Raw genomic sequence first — 19584 nt, 5'->3', positions numbered from 1 at the left:
CCTCTGCTCCTCTGCGCCTCTGCCCCCACCTTCCCCATCCTCCGATCCACTGCTAGTTTACGATGAAGGGGGTCAATTTCTAGGCGTTGGTCAGCGAGTTTACTCAGATACAGGCAGCATTTTGGCTCCTCAAATTGTTTTTTAGCCTCAAACCAATTATAGAAGAAGGGGCTAGGGGCTAGGGACTAGGGGCTAGGGAAAGAGAGAGGGAGAGAGGGAGAGGGGGAGCAGGGGAGCAGGGGAGCGAGGGAGTGGGGGAGAGAGGGAGAGGGGAGCAGGGGAGCGGAGGAGCGGGGGAGATATTACCAATTACAAATTACCAATTACCTAATTAGCAATTACCAATTACCGATTACCAATTACCAATTACCGATTACCAATTATGCAGGTATCCCCAATTGATTAACAGCCGCAGCAGGCCCTACTAAAGAAATATAGGGTTCAATGAAATATCGGCAAGCAGCTTGCTGAGCAAAATCTGCACTAACAGCAGCAATATCAGTTTGAAACTGTTTGTCAAACTCAATTCCCAACCCCAAAATTTCGTACCAGCCTAAAACTTGGGCAATTTGCGAATTAGTCTGTTTACCTAAAGCATACTGACCTAACATTTTATTCTTACAAGCTTGTAACTCCTCACTTGTCAAGGGCGCGGCTGCTAGACGTTCGACTTCCGATTGCAAACCTTCTAAAGCGATCGCACTATTCTCAGGAGCCGTACCCATATAAACCACAAACTGAGAACTATCAATGCGTGTTGGGTAGAGCGCGGAAACGTCGTAAGCTAAGCCCCGTTTTTCCCGTAATTCCACAAATAAGCGACTCGAAAGCCCATTACCTAAATATGTACTCAGCAACTTCATCGCTGCGTAGTCGGGATGATTCACCTCTGGTGTCAGATAACCCAGCATCACCACTGACTGCTGAGTTTCTTGGGGAGTGACAGTGAGGCGAGGGTTGGTCGAGATCGGTGCAACGCTCAATGTTGGTAGTGGGGTTGCTGGCGCTTGCCAATCTCCAAAAACCTTAGTAACTAAAGCGATCGCTTCCTCCGCTTTAATACGCCCCGCTAGAGAGATGACTACATTATCTGGGCGGAAATAAGTTTGATGGTAGTTTTGAATATCGGCACGACTCACCTGAGAAATAGTCGCTTCCGTACCCAAGGTTGAGAAAGCGTAAGGGTGATCCTCGTACATCACTTCCCGCAGTTGCTCAAAGGCGATCGCAAAAGGTTGCTCCAACTGAGAGCGAATTGCTTGCATTGCGATCCGCCGTTCCAAATCTACCTCAGATTCCGGGAAAGTGGGCGATCGCAGCAATTGCCCCGCCAACTCCAAAATCTCTGCAAAGTCAGCCGAAACCGTTTTCAGCGACAGTAAAAAATAATCACTTGAAGCGTCTGCACTCAGTCTTGCACCCACCGACTCTACACACTCGGCAATTTCCTGCGAAGACAACTTCTCGGTTCCCTTTGTTAGTACCGCCGCCAACAAGTGAGAAAGTCCAGCAAGCTTAGCTGGTACGCACCTGCTTCCTGCTCTTAGAAAAATACGAGCTGCAATAATATCGGCTGCGGGATTTTCCGCTGCTAGCAGGACAATACCGTTGTCTAAAACCGTGCGGTGAATTTCACTGTTCATTTTTTAGGAAGGGGAAATTTTGAGTTTTGAGTTTTGAGTTTTGAGTTTGTAGGAATTGGTTTAGCTGCTCATTTTTACAACTATATAGACAAGTTTCTTACAAAACCTGCTCAGGAAAGGGCAAGGATCGGGGAAAGTTTTGAGTTGAAAATGCTTTAACTCATCACCGACAGCGGAAGAAAATCAACAATTAAAAATTAAATTGATGTTTTTAATTTTTAACTTTTAATTATTCAGAGTGGTTTGACTGCCACTGCTGCATAGTGGGCGGGAGATAGATATTTTTGAGCTAAGCGCTGGAGTTCTGGTGGTTGAAATTCCTTAATCTTAGCTGGATAAGTGACAGCTAATTCGGCAGCAGCAATTGTGCTGTAATAACCGTAAAGGCCAGCCAGTTGGCCGGGCGTTTCGGTAGAGAAGGCGAAGTCGTTGCACAACTGTCGTTTGCACCGAGCCAGTTCAGAGTCAGAAACCGGAGTTGAAAGCAATTCCCAGACGCGATCGCCGATCTTATCTTCAACTTTTTCGATAAATTGCGGTTCGAGGACTGCACTAATTGTAAATAAACTCGAATCTTTTTGCAGTGAGAAACTGCTATCGATCGCCTGTACCCATTGTAACTCTTCCCGTAGTTCCCGAACTAAGCGGGAAGAGCGCCCATCTCCCAGCAGCACCGAGAGCAAGTCTAAACCATAAGCACTCTCAAATTCCTCTACTCCGGGCCCTACCCAAGCCATCATCAGCCGTGCTTGCTCCAGTCTGGGCAAGTAGAGTTCCTCGCGGCGGATTCCTCTGACTGGAGGCTCTATCTCTGCCCTCAGTTTGGGACAATAGCACTTGTCATAGAAGCCGTCGAAAGCCAATTGCGCCGCCTCTAGAGCTCTTCCTTGCTCAATTCCTCCCACGATCGCCACTGTAATATTTTCGGGCTGGTAGTGACAGCGATGGAAAGAACGCATTTCTTGGGGCGATCGCTCCCAAAGTTGCGCTTCCGTCCCCAAGACTGAGCGCCTGTAGGGGTGGCGATCGTAAACTATCTCCATCAGAGTTTGAAACGCAATCCAGTCTGGATTATCCTGGGCTTGGCGGATTTCCTCCAATACAACATCCCGTTCCAAGTCAAACTCGCCCTCTGGGATTGCAGCCCGGAGCAGCAACTCTGCCAATATATTTGTGACATCTTCAAAATATTCAACCGCAGTAGTAATGAAAAAATGGGCATAGTCGTGGCTTGTGGCTGCATTCGCCATCCCGCCATGATTTTCTATCACTTGGTCAAATACGCCCGGGCCAATGCGATCGGTACCTTTAAAAATCATGTGTTCCAAAAAGTGCGCCATCCCCGACCAGGGATCGGGTTCTAAGGTAGCGCCAGCCTTTACCCAAACATCTACCACTGCTACAGGTGTCGCAGGAATGTATTGGTGAATAACTGTTAACCCGTTGTCCAGCTTCAATACATGAGCTGGGAATTCTAAAGCAGTGGGGAGTTGAGACAAACTAATTAATCTTAAAACTCTACATAACTTCACATTGAACTATGGTAGCGCTTTGCGATCGCTCAATTCAGAATAAATTGATACAGATTGAGATCGCGATCGCTCATCTTGTCGCTAAAGCTCCTGGCAAGGGGGATAAATGAGAAATCCTGGCTGTAAACTTACACTTGTAACACCCGATCGGAACTGACAGCAGATTGCCGATAGATAGAATACGATCGAGCTCGGATATCAACTATTGACAGAGTAATTAAACCTGACTGTACTTTATCAACCTACAATCTCCAGTAGGTAGTTAACTATAGAGGAGACAGAGTAATTAAACGTGATTGTACTTGATCGACCTAGAATCTCCTGTAGGTACTTAACTTTATAGGATATAAATTATAGTTTATTTTGAGCATACTTAACTTCCGAAGTCAATATTTAAGTTGAAATTCTAATAATACTACCTTCGACTGAGCCTCAATCAGTCGAGAGAAAGAGGAAGTAACTTGAACCCTCCCATACGCTAAAAAGTGTACCGATCGAACACTATTTCAAAGAGGAGAACCTACATGGTAGCTACACTTGAGGATACTAAGCGCCAAGCGATTGCCAGTAAGCTAACAGACATGAAAGCGGTGCAGAACCTACTGATTGCGAATGAAGAAATGTTCTTGCAATCCTGTAGTGACTCCGACCTTTGCAATCGCTTCCGAGATATGCTCGAAGATGACCGCAAAAATCTGGGCATCTTAGAAACCACTATCGTTCAGTACGGTGTTCAAGGTAAGCCAAAAGAAACAGCCGTAAAAATGATTGAAGAAGTTCAGAAACTGATGAAGGGTTCTGAACTTACACTGTTTGAAAAAGTAGGTCAGCACGAACTGCTTAAGCACAAACAAACAATGACTGGATTGTTGATTCATAAAGCCGCTCAAGTAGTTGGTGCTGACATTGAAGCCGCCATCACCCCCCTTAATACAGTTAACTTTGAAAACCGCGCTCACCAAGAGCAACTTAAAGGTATTCTAGAAGTCCTCGGTGTCCGCGAACTAACAGGAAAAGACCCAGATCAAGGAGTTTGGGCCCGCGTTCAAGATGCAATGGCTGCTGTAACTGGTGTCATTGGTGGTGCTGTTAGTCGTAGCAAAGACGAGATGAACATCACGGAAATTATCTCGATGGATCATCGCAAAGTCGATGCTCTTTTCATGCAAATTGCTGGTACTAACGAACCCCAAAAACTGCAAGAATTCTTCGGTCAACTTTACAAAGACTTAAGCGTTCATGCAGAAGCAGAAGAGCAAGTCGTTTACCCCGCAGTCCGCAGCTACTACAATAACACCCAAGAGCTGTACGACGAGCAAGCTCAAATGAAGGAAATGCTAGCTGACATTAAGGCTACTAGCCCCAGTTCTTCTGAGTTCAAAGCTAAAATTGAAAGGCTGATGGCTGATGTTAAGGATCACGTCCGCCAAGAAGAAAATGATTTGTTCCCTTACATTCGCCGCAACTTAAGCGAAGTGCAAATGGAACAAATGGCTACTCAGTTTAAGGAAGCAAAAAGCCAGTTACAAAAACAGATGGCTGCCAGCATAAGCTAATTAAGTAGATGCTAATTATCGCTGAATAAAAAAGTGTTAGATAGCTAATCTGCAACCAACAAATCCCACCATCTAAAAGGTGGGATTATTGTTAATACCAACATCCGATCGGAAAACTATACTTGTCCAGGCAATTAGAAATTGCTCGTAAAAATAAAGTCCGCATTAAACATAAGATAAGGATGGCTAAAAAGCTGACTGTATAAACATTCTTCCTTCTCTCTCAGATAACTAAATCCTTCTTCCTTCTTCCCTAGCTATAGTAAAAAAATTAGCCCGCGAAGGCGGACTTTGTTTGCGCGTCCGCCTTACTTTGCGAACGATCTTCGCTGGGCATAATTTTTAACCGTTAATTACGTCGCCACCGTTGGGATGCAATATTTGACCTGTCATATAAGACGAATCTTTCGAGGCCAAAAATACATAACAAGGTGCAACTTCATCGGGTTGACCAGCACGCCCCAGCGGTGTATTTGCACCAAATTTTTCTACTTTTTCTTCAGGGAAAGTAGAAGGAATTAGCGGTGTCCAAATTGGGCCGGGAGCTACCCCGTTGACGCGAATCTCTTTTTTGGCTAAACTACCAGATAAGGAGCGCGTAAAGGCAACGATCGCACCTTTTGTTGAGGAGTAATCGAGCAATTGTTGATTGCCTTTGTAGGCGGTTACTGAGGTGGTGTTAATAATTGCACTACCTTCTTTGAGATGTTTTAGAGCGGCTTTTGTGAGGTAAAACATTGAGAAAATGTTAGTGCGAAAAGTGCGCTCTAGCTGTTCGGCTGTGATGTCCTCAATGCTTTCTTGGGGATGTTGTTCGGCGGCGTTGTTGATTAGAATATCGAGGTGCCCGAATGCTTTAACAGTTTGTTCTACAAGTTTCTGACAAAAGCTTTCATCTCCTACATCACCTGCGATCGCGAGACAGCGGCGGCCTTGTTCTTCTATTAATTGTTGGGTTTGTTTTGCGTCTTCATGTTCGTTGAGATAGGCGATCGCAACCTCAGCACCTTCTTTAGCAAATGCGATCGCTACAGCACGACCAATCCCGCTATCTCCCCCAGTAATTAAGGCTACTTTCCCCCGCAATTTATCACTACCGCGATATTCAGCCGCCTGCGATTCAGGTGGCGGTGTCATCTGCGCTTCGCTCCCCGGACGCTGTTCTTGATGCTGTGCTGGTAAAGTCTGTTCTTGTGTCGGCATAAAATCACCTCTAAGTTCTACCTTCCATAGATAAAGGTTTCCCTCAGAGCGTGAATCATGCTTTTAGCAGATCCACTTCTACGACTAAAGTTAAGTTATAAGTCTGCGGAGGTGGACTTTGTTTGTAGTCGTCGGTCATTAAGAGTGGGAGCGATCGCACTCTATCGATCCTACAACGCGATCGACTATCTCATTCCATCACACATCTTTGCAGCCTAAAAAAGCTGCACCCCCAAAATTAATTTGGAAGTGCAGCTTAAAGACATTGCTCAAGACATTAAGTCTTAAGTCAAACAGCTAATTGAGATTAAAACACCTGACTAGCAGCAGGAGCGGCAAGCAGTAGCTTCTTATCCTCGGAAGTATCTTGTGGAACAATACTCAGAGAACTGAAGGAGTCTTCAGTCTTAGTCGTATCCACAAAACCCCCAGCATTAGAGGCCAGCAAGCTATCAACCCCACTTGTCGGTTGAGTGACCGAACTACCGCCATTCGTTAAAGGATCGCTAACTTCAGTAGCAGAAATAGTCACTCCATTTGTACTTCCACCAGTTACCAAGTCAAGGGTGGCAGAAGATAAAGGAGTTGTCCCATCCGCAGTTGGGGTAGCCGTATTCGATACCACTGGCGCTGTATTCGGCCCCGGTACATTGAATGTTACAGGGTTCGGCCCAGTGGGAATTGGGAATGGATTCTGTACTTCCGGCGTGAAGACTTCCAGTACATCGTAAGTCCCAGGCGCTACATTAGTGAACGTGGCAATACCGCCAGCGTTGGTTCTTACTAATTGTTCGCCTGCATCCACAACCCCATTCCTGTTCAAATCTAGCAAGAAGGGGATGTTTTCCAAGGGCGGTTCACCGCTATCTTGGATACCGTTGCGGTTGTCGTCTCGGAATTTAACAACGTTGAGGTTGTACAACAGACCGTTACCCACTACAGCACAACCAAACTCTTGATTTGCGCCGAGATTGATGTCAAGTTTTTGAGTAGTCTTGATCGCACCTGTGGGTGTGACTTCCCGGAGGCGATACAAACCAGGGGCCAAATTGTTAAATGAGAAGTTACCAAAGGTATCGCTGACAACGGTGGGTTCTCCAGCATCAAGGACGTTGTTACCGTTCAAGTCCAGTGCGATCGTTACCCCTGCAATACCCTTCTCATTTCCATCTTTATAGCCGTTGTTGTTTAAATCCTCGAATTTACACCCAGTGATCCGGCTGTTAAGGGCATTACCAAAAATCACCCGGGCATCGGTGTTGCTGAGGTCAAACTGAACGCGCGTAGCCATAGTAGGCGTGAAACCAGTCGGCACGACTTCCCTGACTACATAATTGCCTGCGGGCAAATTGGTAAAGGCAGCCTCACCTGCGGCATTGGTGGTAGTTGACTGTTCTCCAGCATCTACAGCACCGTTATCGTTAGCGTCAATAAAAACTTGAACCCCTCCGATTCCCGCTTCCCCTAGATCTCGGCGACCGTTAACGTTTTGGTCATTGTATTTGAATACCGTGATATTGGGTCGAGTATTTCCGACACCACCGCTGGAAGTCCCACTAGCAGGAACAGCAGGAAAAGTAACAGAAGGTTCTGGGTTGGTGGGGGGGAAAGTCGGAGCAAAATTCGCTCTAATTACCCGAATGCCATTAACGGCATTGGAATCGGGTATGGCGAATTCTAGGGGTGATTGTGGTTGCACCAGAGGGCCTGGTACGGCAATCTCGCGGGGATTGGTAGTCGTGGAGACTGGATCGTTAGCGTTACCTGTGGGGATGTTAGTGCCTGGTATTAGTGCAGGGCTGCCGTCTGCGAGCGTCCCTGGGAAGATTTCCCGTAAGGAGTAAGTGTTGGTCGCTAGTAAATCTCTGAAGCTAACACGTCCGTCTGCGTTGGTGATCCGCAGGGGTTCTCCAGCGTCAAAAACCCCGTTCCTGTTTATATCCAAGATGAAGGGAACATTAGCAATCGGAACTTCTCCCTGTGCCGGTTCAAAGGTACCGTTGCGATTGGTGTCTCGGAATTTGAAGATGGGGATTTCATAGAGTTGAGTGTTCCCAATATTCGCGCAACCCCAGATTTCGTTTTGGCCCAGGTTGATGTCGAGATTGGGAATGTTGTTGGGGGGAGTGCTTTGGGGAAAATCTCTTTCTAAGGGGTTCGTGTTGAGCCGTTCCTCCCGAATTCGGTACAGGCCCGCGTTCAAATTACTGAACTGCCAACTGCCATCCCGATTTGTGTAGGTAAAGGTTTCACCGGCATCAAAGGTATTGTTGTTGTTGTTGTCAATATAGACTCTGACACCTTCAATACCTGGCTCATTTCCATCCCGAAAGCCGTCATTGTCAACGTCAAGGAATTTGCAACCAATGATCTGGCTGCCAGTCGGAGAGTTGCCAAAGGTAATTCTGGCATCATTATTGTTGACGGTGACTGCCAGCGACTGGGGTGTGGTGGGTCGGAAACCGTTCGGCACGACTTCCCTGACCACATAAGTGCCTGGTACTAAGTTAGGGAATGTGAAGCTACCGTCGGATGCTGTGAGTCGACTGGTTTCTCCCGTATCCAGTACACCATCGTTGTCAGCATCTATGAAGATTGTGACATTTCCAATTCCGGGTTCTCCAGGTTGGCGGAGACCGTCAGCGTTGTCGTCCCTGAACTTAATACCCGTAATTCCGACTGGGACATCCCCGACAAACACTCTCGGATTGGGAATTACTGGACTTACTTGACTAGCTTCTAATTCTGCCATGATTTCTCTCCTTCACACCTAAATCCATTAAATTACAGACTAATGTATCGGTTTGTCAATCACCCATTAGTTTTTGTTAATGGCTGAAAACCGCTACTCACTCATACTGAATACGTTTGCACTTGCTCTGATGTTCCTCATCCAACAGGAAAATGCTTCAAGCTTTGTCGCAGGAAAGTATATCAGGTTTTTAACAACTCTGGCAATTTCAACCCAACATCTTCTGTCCTCAAAAATTGTAGGGCAGATGCGATCGCTGGGTTGCTAGCAGATGGGTCATCGAGCTGAAACATGGGAACAGTGCGTTGGCCCCCACAAAATTCTCGCTCTTTCCGAGGTCAGCCCCAGCCGTACATTAGAATTCTGCTCCCAATATACAAACTAGCGAACAGGCTCCCGGAACCCAGACCTTACTGTTGGAAGTTGCCAACAATAGAGTATCACGGCAATTGCACTTTAACTGCTTTCCTATCCGTTATTGCTGTTTAGAAAACCGGGAAGAAAGGCGATCGCACCTGAAAAAACCGGGAGCCTCCCATATTGGAAAAAGACTTAACCTCCCCAGCCCCTTCCCTACAAGGGAAGGAGAAAGAAAGAAAGGAATAAATTTCCTCTTCCCGATCCGGGGGTAGGGAAGAGGTCAAATTCAGCATTCAGGCAAATGGGGATGCTGCTAAAAAACCCAAATTGCTATCAGAGACCGCACTGGCTGACCCCCCGCTTCTAGATGCAATTAATTCGCCTGTGTTGCTAATTTGGATCGGGTTAGCATTTTTTTCCTGAGTAATATTGAGTTGCGGGAGGCTTAAGCCATTAGCCAAACTCAGTAAGTCTTTACCGCCGTTACCACCGTCAAAATTCAAAATGGCATCACTGCCAGCCGCACCCACGAGGAAACTATCGGGTTCCACTCCCGCCCTGAAAATCTCCTGTTCTAGTTTACTGCTACTGTCGGTCACAGGATCGCTATCAAAGGATTTCTTTGCCAACTCATCTTCAGAAGTCCCCGTCAGCAGATCGATACTACGGGCCGAGATGTCTGTACTCACAGTAACAATAGCAGGGGGTGTAGTCTGGATGAAACCGGGAGGCGCAATTTCTCTAAGTACATAGGTTCCCACAGGGACATTGCGGAAACTATAGTTACCTTGGGCATCGGAAAAGACGGAAGGTTCGTTCGCGTCTAAGCTGCTGTTGTTATTAAGGTCAATGTAAATTTGGGTGTTGGCGATCGGGGGTTCCCCCGCATCTAAACGGCCATTGGCATTGATATCGTTGAATTTAACACCGCTGATATTGCCCAATACTAAGCTGTTGCCAAACGAGATGTTTGTGGCATTTGTGCCATTGGTGACGGTAATCGGGCTAGGATTGGGCGTAGTTTGACGAAATCCTGGTTGTTGAACTTCTCTGACAAAATAAGTGCCCGCTGGCAAATTAATGAAAGAAAAATTACCTTCGGGATTTGTTAAAGTCGCTGGTTCGTTACTGTCTAGGCTACCGTTGTTATTGAGGTCGAGGTAGATAGACCAGTTGGCAACTCTTGGTTCTGGTGGCTCATTTACGCCATCCCCATTAAGGTCATTGAATTTGAAACCGCTAATACTACCTGTGGGGAAGTTATTGCCGAAATTGACTCCTGCGGCATTAGTACCCCCACTAATGTTAATCGGGCCGGGATTAGCTGTGGTTTGTACCCAACCTGGTTGCAGGACTTCCCTAACTAAGTAAGTACCAGAGGATACGTTAGCGAAAGTATAGTTCCCTTGTCGATCGGTGAAAGTATTGGGTTCCCCTGTATCTAATCTGCCATTATTATTGGAATCTATGTAAATTTGCCAGTCAGCCAGTGTCGGTTCTGTTGCGTCTCTGAAACCATTGGCGTTGAGGTCGCTGAATTTAAGACCGCTGATGCTACCCGTGAAGAAGTTGTTACCAAAGTTAATGTTACTAATATTCGCCCCTGGAGTTAGGTTGATCGTGCCAGGATTAGGCGTAGTTTGTCGAAAATTGGGTTGCTGAACTTCCCTGACTGTGTAGTTACCGGGGGGGATATTAACGAAGGCATAGTTACCTTCGGCATTAGTAAAAGTTGAGGGTTCGCCTCCATCAATGTTGCCATTGTTATTGAAGTCGAGGAAAATTTGCCAGTTAGCGAGTGTAGGTTCTCCCGGATCTATTTGACCGTTGGCATTGATGTCGTTAAATTTGAACCCGCTGATGTTACCTGCGAAGAAGTTATTACCAAAGTTGACACCTGTGGCGTTAGTACCGCTGATGATGGTAATGGGGGCAGGATTGGTAGTGGTTCGCCTCCAGTTGGGTTGCTGAATTTCCCTAACTGTGTAGGTTCCCGGTGGCAGGTTGACAAAGGAGTAGTTGCCTTGGGCGTTGGTTAACGTTGATGGTTCATTGGTATCTAGCGATCTATTGTTGTTGATGTCGAGGTAGATTTGCCAGTTAGCGAGTGTGGGTTCGCCTGGATCTAGGAATCCGTTGGCGTTGAGGTCGTTAAATTTAAGTCCACCGATCGCGCCGACTTGGACGTTCCCAAAGTTGACGTTGCCGATGTCTGTTTGGCTACCGGTTCTGATGCCGCTGGTTGGTTCTGACATGATGAGACTTTAGCGTGCTGAATGTGATTAAAGCGTTGCTGTAGCGAAATCTAGCAGTTTTTTGGTAAAAGTAGCAAATTTAACTGGAACTAACACGGCCCTCTAGCAGGGGTGTTTTATTAGACTTGTTACAAAAGTCGGGGCGCAATTGCAAAAGTCTCTCTATATTTTCCTGCTTTTGCTCAGCATAATAATTGTTTTCGGATACTGCGATAACTACATTTAAAAGTTATATAAGTCACCGTTTCTACCACTTCAATTAAATATAAGATGGTATCTATTTTTTATACAGATCAGTTCTGTTTCAATTGACTTAAGTAGAAGGAAGAAGGAAAAAGGAAGAAAAATTTAGTTATCTAAGAGAGAAAGAAGAATGTTTATACAGTCGCCTTTTTAACCATCCAGATATTATGTTTAATTAGGTGGATTTACTTATAGCAACCGCCACAACGGTTAGGACATTATCAATCCCCCAAACTATTTCTAGTATTGCATTTTCCTCCTGCCTCCTGCTATACCATGAGATTTATTAAGACTTACGCAAAAAAAACCGGGTTTCTTAGAAAAATCGAAGATTCTCAACTAGATATCTACGAATAAACCCGGTTTCTGACTTAATTAATAAGCATCTTGCAACTCATAGAAATCAGGGGAGATGTAATCTTTACGCAGCGGCCAGCCTACCCAGTCTTCCGGCATTAAAATCCGTTTGAGATTGGGATGCCCTTCGTAGACGATGCCGTACATATCGTAAGATTCCCGCTCTTGGAAATCTGCGGCTTTCCAAATCCAGTAAACTGAGGGTAATCGGGGGTCTGCGCGGGGCAAAAAGACTTTGACGCGCACTTCTTCGGGGCGATCGCAATTATCGCTCACTTTAACTAAGTCGTAGGTGCTGACTAAATCTTCCCCCGGCCCTTGGTCATAAGCACACTGACACCGCAAGTAATTAAACCCATAGGCGTAAAGTGCTGTTGCCATTGGGATTAAAAATTCCCGGTCTACTTTCAGAACCTCAACTCCCAAATGGTCTGGATCTAAGGCTTGGTGTTCAAAGCCATTCTGAGTTAACCATTGGGAAACTTTACCCGCTTCCACAATTGGGGCTGGCGAATCAGGCACGGGGCACCTCCTGTTTTTGACTGGCTTGCAGGGCGGGGGGTACGGGCATTCCCATTGCTTCGGTTAAGGCTGCGGGCGGTGTGAAGCGGGTGGGAACCTGTAAATATTTGCCGTCTAAGATTTCGTCTACGACTTTCATCTTGTGGCTTCTGGTGTAGTAGCGGTGGGTTGGCTGTAAGTTTCCCCGTTCTTGCAGAGAATCGTTAGCGATTTTCTTCCGCAGTTTGATAATTGCATCGATGATTGCTTCTGGGCGCGGGGGACAGCCGGGGATGTAAACATCTACTGGAATCAGTTTGTCTACGCCGCGTACTGCTGTGGGGGAATCCATGCTGAACATTCCGCCGGTGATGGTGCAAGCGCCCATAGCGATCACGTATTTGGGCTCTGGCATCTGCTCGTAAAGACGCACTAGGATTGGTGCGTATTTCATCGTGATCGTGCCGGCGGTGATGATTAGGTCGGCTTGCCGGGGGCTGGAACGGGGGACTAAGCCGAAGCGATCGAAGTCAAAGCGGGAGCCGATTAGGGCTGCAAATTCGATGAAACAACAGGCTGTTCCATAAAGCAGGGGCCACAGGCTGGATAAACGCGCCCAGTTGTAGAGGTCGTCAACTGTGGTGAGGATGACGTTCTCAGACAGTTGCGAGGTAATTTCCGGGCGCTCAACTGGGTTGATAAGTTGCGTTTTTTGTGTATCAGAACTTAAGACCATTCCAAGGCTCCTTTGCGCCATGCGTAAACGAGAGCAATAACTAAAATCGCGATAAAAATCAAGGCTTCGATGAAAGCCAGGAGTCCCAGTTGGCTGAAGGCGACGGCCCAGGGATAGAGGAAGACTGTTTCTACGTCAAAGATGACGAAGACTAGGGCAAACATATAGTAACGGATGTTGAATTGAATCCAGGCTCCGCCAATGGGTTCGACTCCAGATTCGTAGGTGGTGCGCCGGTCGTAGGGCCGGCTTTTGGGCCGCAGCAGCTTGGACGCTGTGAGGGCAAGAACTGGTATTAGGCTGGAGATGATTAGAAAGCCTAAGAAATACTCGTAGCCGCTGAGTGCAAACACGGTTGTTGACTACTGCCTCTGTAAAAGGGTTTTGTAACTTGTTCTTTACAATATACGATCGCGGGTGGGAGGGGCAAGGTAAATGGGTAATGAGTTATGGGTGATGGGTGAAGAATGCGATCGTACCTGTCTAGTTTGCAGCCAAGTTCTGAATAATATCCAAGATATCGGTCATCGCCAGAGCGATCGTCACTCTGAGGTTTCGACATAATTTTAGGTGAAAAATAATGGAAATCACACAGGACTGAAGTGCGATCGGTTGGGGGGCGGTTTTTTATAATTGGTTGATGCGTATCAAAGATTTGGGCAAAACCGCCCCTACAGGAATTATTGGGGCGATCGCTTTACATCAATATTAATGTAGGGGCGATCGTATTGGTCAGGAAAATATCGCGATCGCTTTTCTTTTGTGAGGTGCGATCGCTTATAACCACCTATTAGTGAGATTGCTTAGGCGCAATTTCAAACCCTAGTTCAGATACATAAAAACAAACATCAAACTCAGCCAAAAAATTTAACCTTCCTAAAATGAGCGGCATATTTCTTTGTCTAGTCCAAGCAAAAGCTAAGTTAACTGGTGCAAACCTGCTGACTGTCCCTGACAACAACAAAGCCCTAGCCTCGATATTTGCCAGATTTCCCGACAAAGAAATAATAAAAGTTTGTTCCTCCCAAACTGCCCCTAGTTGTAACCCAATTTCATAAGGCAAAACATTCATACTTGCCCCCGTATCCAGCAACCCCATCACCTCAATCGACTGGCTCCGATAGCTTAATTTTATCGGTAAATAAGGCGCATAAGATACCTGGCCAAAGCGATCCAATTGAGAGGCAAAAGAGTATTTTTCACCATTAAGCATTTTGCAGTTTCTTTTGTTCCTCTAAAAACTGTGCTAATTGACGCGCTCCTTCATCGGAATTATGCAACATCTCAAAATAATTATCTTTTGGCTCTAAGTTCGCCAAATCTTCCTCTTTTGCTAACTCAGAGACCAAAAATTCTATTACTCTTAATTTATCCACACGAGATAAATTGCTAAGTAGAGGAAATAGTTGTGCAATTGGCATAATTAAAATTTCCATTTATATTCATCCTATTTATGTTGCCAACATTTTTGCGTTTTTGTCAACTAGATTGACGATCATCTTTTAGCGCTCCTCCAGCCACGTTTATCTATGGTAAAAAAAGAACGATTGCTTTATATCAATATCAATTTAGGGGCGAGTATTGGGAACGAAAATATTGCGATCCCTTTTCTTTTGTGAGGTGCGATCGCTCTTTTGTTAACTGCGATCGCCCTTCTTTATCTTGTCCTAAACACTGGCATAATGTTTAGCGATTAACTCTCTAACTAATGGTAATAGCTCCAAAGGAACTTGAACAAACGCTTGCTCTTTACTATCAAACGCTGCTTCATCTTCTGCTACCGCTTCATCTTCTGACTGTCGATCGTAATGTTCGATCGTTTGGCGCACTCGTTTTTCATTCCAACCCAAGGGAAATTGATTTTGTGTTGCCATATTTACCTACCACGTTGTCGGCGTTTATAAGCACTCAAAGGTTTACCCGTTAACTCATACGCTGTTATGATAAAAGCGCTATATGACTCTGGTTCAGGAACGTAAACGATCTTAAGATAACGACCATCTATAGTTTGACCAATAGCTACCCGCGTACCTTCACGCCCCAAACGATCCTCACCTGGCTTTCTCAGTATATCCTCAACTTCTACCTCATTGACTCCATGCTCATAAATATGAGGTAAATCAGTTTCAGGATCTATATAAAAGCGCAAATTCATAGATTAATTATTTTGTTAAACAGATTAACCCCCATCTATCTAATATAGCATAAAGATTGGCAATATGATGTATATAGACTGTTTAGGGGTAGGGTAGGAAAAATGAAGTCGTACAAAATCGCGATCGCCCCCTTGACAAGCGTGAGAGCTAGCGCCCTTCTTCCTTCCACATTTATCTATGGTAAAAAAAGAGCGATCGCAATCTTTTAAAATTGACAAATCGCAATCTTTATAAAATTGACAAATTTGGCATCTGGCAAAAAATCACGTAAACTCTACCCGATCGCCTCAAACTCACCTTAAACCAGCTTAAAGTCCCTCAACCCTTGACCCAGCAAAGTCCCAGAACCATTGTCACCCCCTCAAAATCCCACCATCTCGAAAACAGGCGCTCCCTTTTTCCCAGATATGCGATCGCAGACTCATATTCTGTAATAATCTTTAATAGTTATTTTAAGATTGGCTTACACACTCTTTTTGAGCTATGGGCGATCCAGCCACCGAAGTCAAAACGCTAGATCGACACGAATGCCGCGCCTGCGGCTACGTTTACGAACCGAGAAAGGGTCACGCTCAAAGTCAGATTCCTCCGGGGACGGCCTTTGAAGATTTGCCCCAGACTTGGCGCTGTCCGGCTTGCGGTGCGCCGAAGTCCCGATTTCAAAATGTTGGCCAGACTGAAGGCGCTTCTGGATTCAAGGAAAATCGGCGCTACGGGCTGGGTGTCAATACTATGAGTGAATCCCAGAAAAGTTTGCTGATTTTTGGCGGCTTAGCCGTTGGTTTCTTGTTGTTGCTGAGTTTATATGGTTTGCAGTAAGACGATTGTGAGAGTTTGGCAACGAATTGTAATCTTATTGGTTGCTGTGCTAATCTGTGCGGGTTGCAGCACTATTCCTTCTGTGAGTTACAACCCCTGGAAGGTAGTTCCTCTGCCGACTAAAGCTAATTTGCAGGATGTCGCCTTTACTGGCAATCCTCAGCATGGCTGGATTGTGGGTTCTGACACTACTTTACTGGAAACAAAAGACGGTGGGGAAAATTGGCAGGCGATCGCTCTAAATTTAGAAGATGCGAGATCCCGTTTTTCCTCAGTGAGTTTTTCCGGTTCGGAAGGGTGGATTGTCGGACAGCCTTCGGTTTTGCTGCACACTGAGGATGAAGGTAAATCTTGGACTCGCATTGCTCTAAGTAGCCAGCTTCCCGGTTCTCCCAGTACGATTGTAGCTTTAGGGCCCCAGTCTGCCGAGATGACCACTGATGTAGGCGCGATCTATCAGACTGCTGATGGCGGTAAGACTTGGAAAGCTTTAGTACAAGAAGCTTTTGGGGTAGTTCGCAATATCAACCGTTCTCCTGACGGGCAGTATGTGGCGGTTTCGTCAAAGGGTAATTTTTACTCCATTTGGCAACCGGGACAGGATGCTTGGACTCCCTACAACCGCAATAGTTCTCGCCGTCTCCAAAATATGGGGTTTGGCAAGGATGGGCGTTTGTGGATGCTGGAGAGAGGCGGCCAAATTCAATTTAGCGATCCTCAAAATCGGGATGAGTGGGGAGAACCTTTTAGTCCCGATCGCAAAGCGAGTTGGGGTTTGCTAGATTTGGTTTACCGCACGAACGATGAGATTTGGCTGGCTGGTGGCGGTGGCAATTTGCTTTGCAGTTTTGATGGCGGGAAAACTTGGCAAAAAGACCGCGAGGTTGAGGATGTGCCCGCTAATTTTTACAAAATTGTCTTTATGACTCCTGAGAAAGGGTTTATTATCGGTGCGACCGGAACTCTATTGAAATATCAGGGATCGGCGCAACCTGCTTGATAGTAAAATTGTCTTAAAGATTTTGTGTTGAGCTGTTTTCTAGGAGGTATCTAAATGGCTGGTGGTTCAACTGGTGAGCGTCCGTTTGGGGACATTGTTACGAGCGTGCGTTATTGGGTGATTCATAGCATCACCATTCCAGCGCTGTTTATTGCTGGCTGGCTGTTTGTACAGACAGGCTTAGCTTATGATGTGTTCGGGACTCCCCGGCCGAATGAGTATTTTACTCAGACTCGCCAAGAAGTGCCGATCGTATCAGACCGTTTTGAAGCTAAGAAACAAGTCGATCAGTTCATTGCTAAGTAATTTAAAAAGGAGTTTGAAAGCATGACTAGCAGAGTCCCTAATAACGAGCCAGTTTCTTATCCGATTTTTACGGTGCGCTGGTTGGCAGTTCACACCCTTGGCGTTCCAACAATTTTCTTTTTGGGCGCGATCGCAGCTATGCAGTTTATTCAACGATAGGAGTTAATAATGCCTGAAAGAGTTCCAAATCCCAATCCACAGCCTGTTGAGTTAAACCGGACTTCTCTGTACTTGGGTCTGTTGCTGATTTTCACATTGGGTATCCTGTTTTCTAGTTATTTCTTTAACTAACTAGAATTTGAACGGATTTCGAGTTTTTTTGATTAGGTCTGTTTAGTTTTGATTTAAGAGGTGAATGCTGTGCTTCAATCTGGTCGAATTCCTTTGTGGCTTGTAGCAACTGTTGCTGGTATGGGCGTACTGACGATTTTGGGTATTTTCTTTTACGGAGCTTACGCTGGTTTGGGTTCTTCTATCTAACAGAGAATCAGGGGAGAGGAATTAAAAATTAAAGATTAAAAATGGCATAAATCTTAGCAATTTTCAATTTTTAATTGGACGTTTTTAATTCTGAAATATCTCCCCAGACCCATTAAAAATGGGCGCGAAGAGTAATTAAAAGCCTTGACTTTTTTGTATATTTGTAATATAATCCTGCTCTTTTACGAGCGGGATTTTTTGTACGGGACTTACGCAATCAACCAAAGAAACCGGGTTTTTTAGGAAAATATTTCGTTTTGACCTACATCCGAGCTCAAAAACCCGGTTTCTGGGACTCCCTGCGTAAGTCCTATTGTAGTTGGGTTGGTAGGATGCGGTTGGCTAGTTTGCTAGGTTGTTATAGTTGATGTAAGTACCCCATACAAGTAAAAAGATGACTACTGTTACTGTAAAACGCTTTACTTTAAGCGAATATCACCGTCTCGGAGAATTGGGTTTTTTTGGGCCGAATGAGCGAGTTGAATTGATTCGTGGAGAGATTATTCAAATGCCGACTAAAAACACACCTCACTCTGTTTGTAACTCACTTCTGGTTGAGGAGTTAATTATATTGTTAGGAAAACGTGCCCGTGTGCGGGGACAGGAACCGATTATTTTACCTGCTGACAGTGAACCTCAGCCGGATGTAGTTATTGCTCGCAATCGTGCTGATAATTATTTGTCTTCTCACCCGGAACCTGTTGATATTTTATTGGTGATTGAGGTTTCTGATTCGACTTTAAGTTATGACCAAAGAAAGAAGTTATCTATCTATGCTGAGGATGGAATTTCTAATTACTGGATTTTCAATTTAGTAGATAATTGGTTAGAAGTTTATAGCGAGCCTTATCGGGAAGGTCAAGATAAATTTGGTTATCGTTTGAAGCGAATTGTTTTGCCTAATGAGTCGGTAGTGATTCCTGGTTTCCCTGATTTGTCTCTGGATTTATCAGAGGTGTTTCCGGTGCAGAATGAAAATGATAGGTAAGTATGTCATTGCGAGGAACGAAGCAATCCCCTGTCATTGCGAGGAACGAAGCAATCCCCTGTCATTGCGAGGAACGAAGCAATCCCCTGTCATTGCGATTGCTTGGTTTCACTCGCAATGACATAGTAATTGCACTCAGAATAAAATTATATTTAACTCATAGTTTTGAGGTTTTAATTACACAATGCAAACATCACAAACTGAACAGGAAATGGAAAGTGTGGCGCTAAGTCTTTATGATGCTGATTTTTATGCTTGGACTCAGGAACAAGCAGAATTTTTACGGGATGGTAAATGGAGTCAGTTAGATTTAGTTAATTTAATTGAGGAGATTGAATCTTTGGGAAAACAGCAACGTTCTGAATTGCGAAATCGTTTGAGTATTTTGATTGGACATTTATTGAAATGGGAATATCAATCTAATCGCCGGAGTCGCAGTTGGTTAAATACAATACGCTTACAGCGTATGGATTTGTTGGAGTTACTGGCAGAAAATCCGAGTCTTAAACCATACTTACAAGAGGGTATTCAAGCAGCTTATAAAAAGGGTTTGCTGCTGGCTGTAGGAGAAACGAATTTGCCGGTTAAAACTTTTCCGTCAGAGTGTCTTTATTCACTGGAGGAGATTTTGAGCGATGGCTTTTATCCGGGTGAATTGGCTGCCGATGATTTGATGGAATAGTGCATAAATTTCTGC

Annotated in this window: 23 protein-coding genes; 11 read left to right on the top strand and 12 right to left on the bottom strand. The window is 45.2% G+C overall.

Translation table 11 applies throughout. The annotated features are described in order from the left end of the window. Window positions 1–380: 380 nt before the first annotated feature. Entirely contained in the window at window positions 381–1643 is a 1263-nt protein-coding gene (locus OSCI_RS26065) for a M16 family metallopeptidase (RefSeq protein WP_007358212.1), read from the bottom strand. Between the two features lie 233 nt (window positions 1644–1876). Then, window positions 1877–3142 (bottom strand): M16 family metallopeptidase, encoded by a 1266-nt coding sequence (locus tag OSCI_RS26060; protein WP_007358211.1) that lies wholly within the window; start codon window positions 3140–3142, stop codon window positions 1877–1879. Between the two features lie 557 nt (window positions 3143–3699). On the opposite strand from OSCI_RS26060, the gene OSCI_RS26055 reads away from it, so the two are divergent. Continuing rightward, a complete protein-coding gene (locus OSCI_RS26055; RefSeq protein ID WP_007358210.1) occupies window positions 3700–4731 on the top strand; it encodes a hemerythrin domain-containing protein in 1032 nt (343 codons plus the stop codon). A gap of 342 nt (window positions 4732–5073) precedes the next feature. Here OSCI_RS26055 and OSCI_RS26050 read toward each other — a convergent pair whose 3' ends face one another. Next, a complete protein-coding gene (locus OSCI_RS26050) occupies window positions 5074–5934 on the bottom strand; it encodes an SDR family oxidoreductase (RefSeq protein ID WP_007358209.1) in 861 nt (286 codons plus the stop codon). Window positions 5935–5991: 57 nt separating this feature from the next. Here OSCI_RS26050 and OSCI_RS30430 point away from each other — a divergent pair, with 57 nt between their 5' ends. Then, window positions 5992–6153, top strand: coding sequence for a hypothetical protein (locus tag OSCI_RS30430; RefSeq protein WP_155523381.1), 162 nt, complete (start codon window positions 5992–5994; stop codon window positions 6151–6153). An 88-nt stretch (window positions 6154–6241) separates the two neighbouring features. Here the strand turns inward: OSCI_RS30430 and OSCI_RS26045 are convergent, their stop codons facing one another. The 5 genes from OSCI_RS26045 to ndhC form a co-directional block, all read right to left on the bottom strand. Next, the gene (locus tag OSCI_RS26045; protein WP_007358208.1) at window positions 6242–8686 is read right to left on the bottom strand and encodes an SdrD B-like domain-containing protein; all 2445 of its coding nucleotides are present in this window, start codon (window positions 8684–8686) and stop codon (window positions 6242–6244) included. A gap of 653 nt (window positions 8687–9339) precedes the next feature. After that, complete coding sequence (locus OSCI_RS26040) at window positions 9340–11301, bottom strand: SdrD B-like domain-containing protein (RefSeq protein ID WP_007358207.1); 1962 nt, start codon at window positions 11299–11301, stop codon at window positions 9340–9342. Window positions 11302–11919: 618 nt separating this feature from the next. Next, window positions 11920–12423, bottom strand: a complete 504-nt coding sequence (locus tag OSCI_RS26035; protein WP_007358206.1) for an NAD(P)H-quinone oxidoreductase subunit J — start codon at window positions 12421–12423, stop codon at window positions 11920–11922. After that, window positions 12416–13138 carry a photosynthetic/respiratory NAD(P)H-quinone oxidoreductase subunit K gene (ndhK, locus tag OSCI_RS26030; protein WP_007358205.1) on the bottom strand — a complete coding sequence of 241 codons (723 nt, stop codon included), beginning with the start codon at window positions 13136–13138 and terminating at the stop codon, window positions 12416–12418. Before ndhK ends, OSCI_RS26035 begins: the two co-directional genes overlap by 8 nt. Next, the gene (gene ndhC / locus OSCI_RS26025; RefSeq protein WP_007358204.1) at window positions 13129–13491 is read right to left on the bottom strand and encodes a photosynthetic/respiratory NAD(P)H-quinone oxidoreductase subunit C; all 363 of its coding nucleotides are present in this window, start codon (window positions 13489–13491) and stop codon (window positions 13129–13131) included. Before ndhC ends, ndhK begins: the two co-directional genes overlap by 10 nt. Window positions 13492–13573: 82 nt before the next feature. Between ndhC and OSCI_RS32155 the strand changes: the two genes are divergently transcribed. After that, complete coding sequence (locus OSCI_RS32155) at window positions 13574–13702, top strand: hypothetical protein (RefSeq protein ID WP_267879535.1); 129 nt, start codon at window positions 13574–13576, stop codon at window positions 13700–13702. A gap of 226 nt (window positions 13703–13928) precedes the next feature. On the opposite strand, the gene OSCI_RS26020 is transcribed toward OSCI_RS32155, so the two are convergent. From OSCI_RS26020 to OSCI_RS26005, 4 genes are all read right to left on the bottom strand, one after another. Beyond that, window positions 13929–14351, bottom strand: a complete 423-nt coding sequence (locus tag OSCI_RS26020) for a hypothetical protein (protein ID WP_007358203.1) — start codon at window positions 14349–14351, stop codon at window positions 13929–13931. After that, window positions 14344–14574, bottom strand: coding sequence for a hypothetical protein (locus OSCI_RS26015; protein ID WP_007358202.1), 231 nt, complete (start codon window positions 14572–14574; stop codon window positions 14344–14346). Before OSCI_RS26015 ends, OSCI_RS26020 begins: the two co-directional genes overlap by 8 nt. A 231-nt stretch (window positions 14575–14805) precedes the next feature. After that, window positions 14806–15012, bottom strand: a complete 207-nt coding sequence (locus OSCI_RS26010; protein ID WP_007358200.1) for a hypothetical protein — start codon at window positions 15010–15012, stop codon at window positions 14806–14808. A 2-nt stretch (window positions 15013–15014) separates the two neighbouring features. After that, window positions 15015–15293: a hypothetical protein gene (locus OSCI_RS26005; protein ID WP_007358199.1), complete on the bottom strand. Its 279-nt coding sequence runs from the start codon at window positions 15291–15293 to the stop codon at window positions 15015–15017. A gap of 484 nt (window positions 15294–15777) precedes the next feature. Here OSCI_RS26005 and OSCI_RS26000 point away from each other — a divergent pair, with 484 nt between their 5' ends. The 8 genes from OSCI_RS26000 (at window position 15778) to OSCI_RS25970 (ending at window position 19569) form a co-directional block, all read left to right on the top strand. Next, window positions 15778–16113 carry a rubredoxin gene (locus tag OSCI_RS26000; RefSeq protein WP_007358198.1) on the top strand — a complete coding sequence of 112 codons (336 nt, stop codon included), beginning with the start codon at window positions 15778–15780 and terminating at the stop codon, window positions 16111–16113. Continuing rightward, complete coding sequence (locus OSCI_RS25995; protein ID WP_019487019.1) at window positions 16100–17113, top strand: photosynthesis system II assembly factor Ycf48; 1014 nt, start codon at window positions 16100–16102, stop codon at window positions 17111–17113. Before OSCI_RS26000 ends, OSCI_RS25995 begins: the two co-directional genes overlap by 14 nt. A gap of 54 nt (window positions 17114–17167) precedes the next feature. Continuing rightward, entirely contained in the window at window positions 17168–17419 is a 252-nt protein-coding gene (gene psbE, locus OSCI_RS25990; protein ID WP_007358196.1) for a cytochrome b559 subunit alpha, read from the top strand. Between the two features lie 21 nt (window positions 17420–17440). Beyond that, window positions 17441–17578, top strand: coding sequence for a cytochrome b559 subunit beta (psbF, locus tag OSCI_RS25985; RefSeq protein ID WP_007358195.1), 138 nt, complete (start codon window positions 17441–17443; stop codon window positions 17576–17578). 9 nt (window positions 17579–17587) lie between these two features. Continuing rightward, window positions 17588–17710 (top strand): photosystem II reaction center protein L, encoded by a 123-nt coding sequence (locus OSCI_RS28885; RefSeq protein ID WP_071592451.1) that lies wholly within the window; start codon window positions 17588–17590, stop codon window positions 17708–17710. Between the two features lie 69 nt (window positions 17711–17779). Next, on the top strand, window positions 17780–17899 hold the full coding sequence (locus OSCI_RS25980; protein WP_007358194.1) for a photosystem II reaction center protein J: 120 nt from the start codon (window positions 17780–17782) through the stop codon (window positions 17897–17899). A gap of 394 nt (window positions 17900–18293) precedes the next feature. After that, on the top strand, window positions 18294–18887 hold the full coding sequence (locus tag OSCI_RS25975) for a Uma2 family endonuclease (RefSeq protein ID WP_007358193.1): 594 nt from the start codon (window positions 18294–18296) through the stop codon (window positions 18885–18887). 184 nt (window positions 18888–19071) lie between these two features. After that, the gene (locus tag OSCI_RS25970; RefSeq protein ID WP_007358192.1) at window positions 19072–19569 is read left to right on the top strand and encodes a DUF29 domain-containing protein; all 498 of its coding nucleotides are present in this window, start codon (window positions 19072–19074) and stop codon (window positions 19567–19569) included. The last annotated feature ends 15 nt before the right edge of the window (window positions 19570–19584 follow it).

The sequence above is a fragment of the Kamptonema sp. PCC 6506 genome, from assembly GCF_000180455.1.
Classification (GTDB): domain Bacteria; phylum Cyanobacteriota; class Cyanobacteriia; order Cyanobacteriales; family Microcoleaceae; genus Kamptonema; species Kamptonema formosum.
The sequence above is the reverse complement of the archived record's forward strand: the minus strand, read 5'-3'. Positions and strand labels throughout refer to the sequence as shown.

Excerpts from the sequence above, each read along its gene's own strand:
- OSCI_RS26065 (WP_007358212.1), bottom strand. The coding sequence starts at position 1,643 with ATGAACAGTGAAATTCACCGCACGGTTTTAGACAACGGTATTGTCCTG.
- OSCI_RS26055 (WP_007358210.1), top strand. The coding sequence starts at position 3,700 with ATGGTAGCTACACTTGAGGATACTAAGCGCCAAGCGATTGCCAGTAAG.
- OSCI_RS26050 (WP_007358209.1), bottom strand. The coding sequence starts at position 5,934 with ATGCCGACACAAGAACAGACTTTACCAGCACAGCATCAAGAACAGCGT.
- OSCI_RS30430 (WP_155523381.1), top strand. The coding sequence starts at position 5,992 with ATGCTTTTAGCAGATCCACTTCTACGACTAAAGTTAAGTTATAAGTCT.
- OSCI_RS26045 (WP_007358208.1), bottom strand. The coding sequence starts at position 8,686 with ATGGCAGAATTAGAAGCTAGTCAAGTAAGTCCAGTAATTCCCAATCCG.
- OSCI_RS26040 (WP_007358207.1), bottom strand. The coding sequence starts at position 11,301 with ATGTCAGAACCAACCAGCGGCATCAGAACCGGTAGCCAAACAGACATC.
- ndhK (WP_007358205.1), bottom strand. The coding sequence starts at position 13,138 with ATGGTCTTAAGTTCTGATACACAAAAAACGCAACTTATCAACCCAGTT.
- OSCI_RS32155 (WP_267879535.1), top strand. The coding sequence starts at position 13,574 with ATGGGTAATGAGTTATGGGTGATGGGTGAAGAATGCGATCGTACCTGT.
- OSCI_RS26020 (WP_007358203.1), bottom strand. The coding sequence starts at position 14,351 with ATGCTTAATGGTGAAAAATACTCTTTTGCCTCTCAATTGGATCGCTTT.
- OSCI_RS26015 (WP_007358202.1), bottom strand. The coding sequence starts at position 14,574 with ATGGAAATTTTAATTATGCCAATTGCACAACTATTTCCTCTACTTAGC.
- OSCI_RS26010 (WP_007358200.1), bottom strand. The coding sequence starts at position 15,012 with ATGGCAACACAAAATCAATTTCCCTTGGGTTGGAATGAAAAACGAGTG.
- OSCI_RS26005 (WP_007358199.1), bottom strand. The coding sequence starts at position 15,293 with ATGAATTTGCGCTTTTATATAGATCCTGAAACTGATTTACCTCATATT.
- OSCI_RS26000 (WP_007358198.1), top strand. The coding sequence starts at position 15,778 with ATGGGCGATCCAGCCACCGAAGTCAAAACGCTAGATCGACACGAATGC.
- OSCI_RS25995 (WP_019487019.1), top strand. The coding sequence starts at position 16,100 with ATGGTTTGCAGTAAGACGATTGTGAGAGTTTGGCAACGAATTGTAATC.
- psbE (WP_007358196.1), top strand. The coding sequence starts at position 17,168 with ATGGCTGGTGGTTCAACTGGTGAGCGTCCGTTTGGGGACATTGTTACG.
- psbF (WP_007358195.1), top strand. The coding sequence starts at position 17,441 with ATGACTAGCAGAGTCCCTAATAACGAGCCAGTTTCTTATCCGATTTTT.
- OSCI_RS28885 (WP_071592451.1), top strand. The coding sequence starts at position 17,588 with ATGCCTGAAAGAGTTCCAAATCCCAATCCACAGCCTGTTGAGTTAAAC.
- OSCI_RS25975 (WP_007358193.1), top strand. The coding sequence starts at position 18,294 with ATGACTACTGTTACTGTAAAACGCTTTACTTTAAGCGAATATCACCGT.
- OSCI_RS25970 (WP_007358192.1), top strand. The coding sequence starts at position 19,072 with ATGCAAACATCACAAACTGAACAGGAAATGGAAAGTGTGGCGCTAAGT.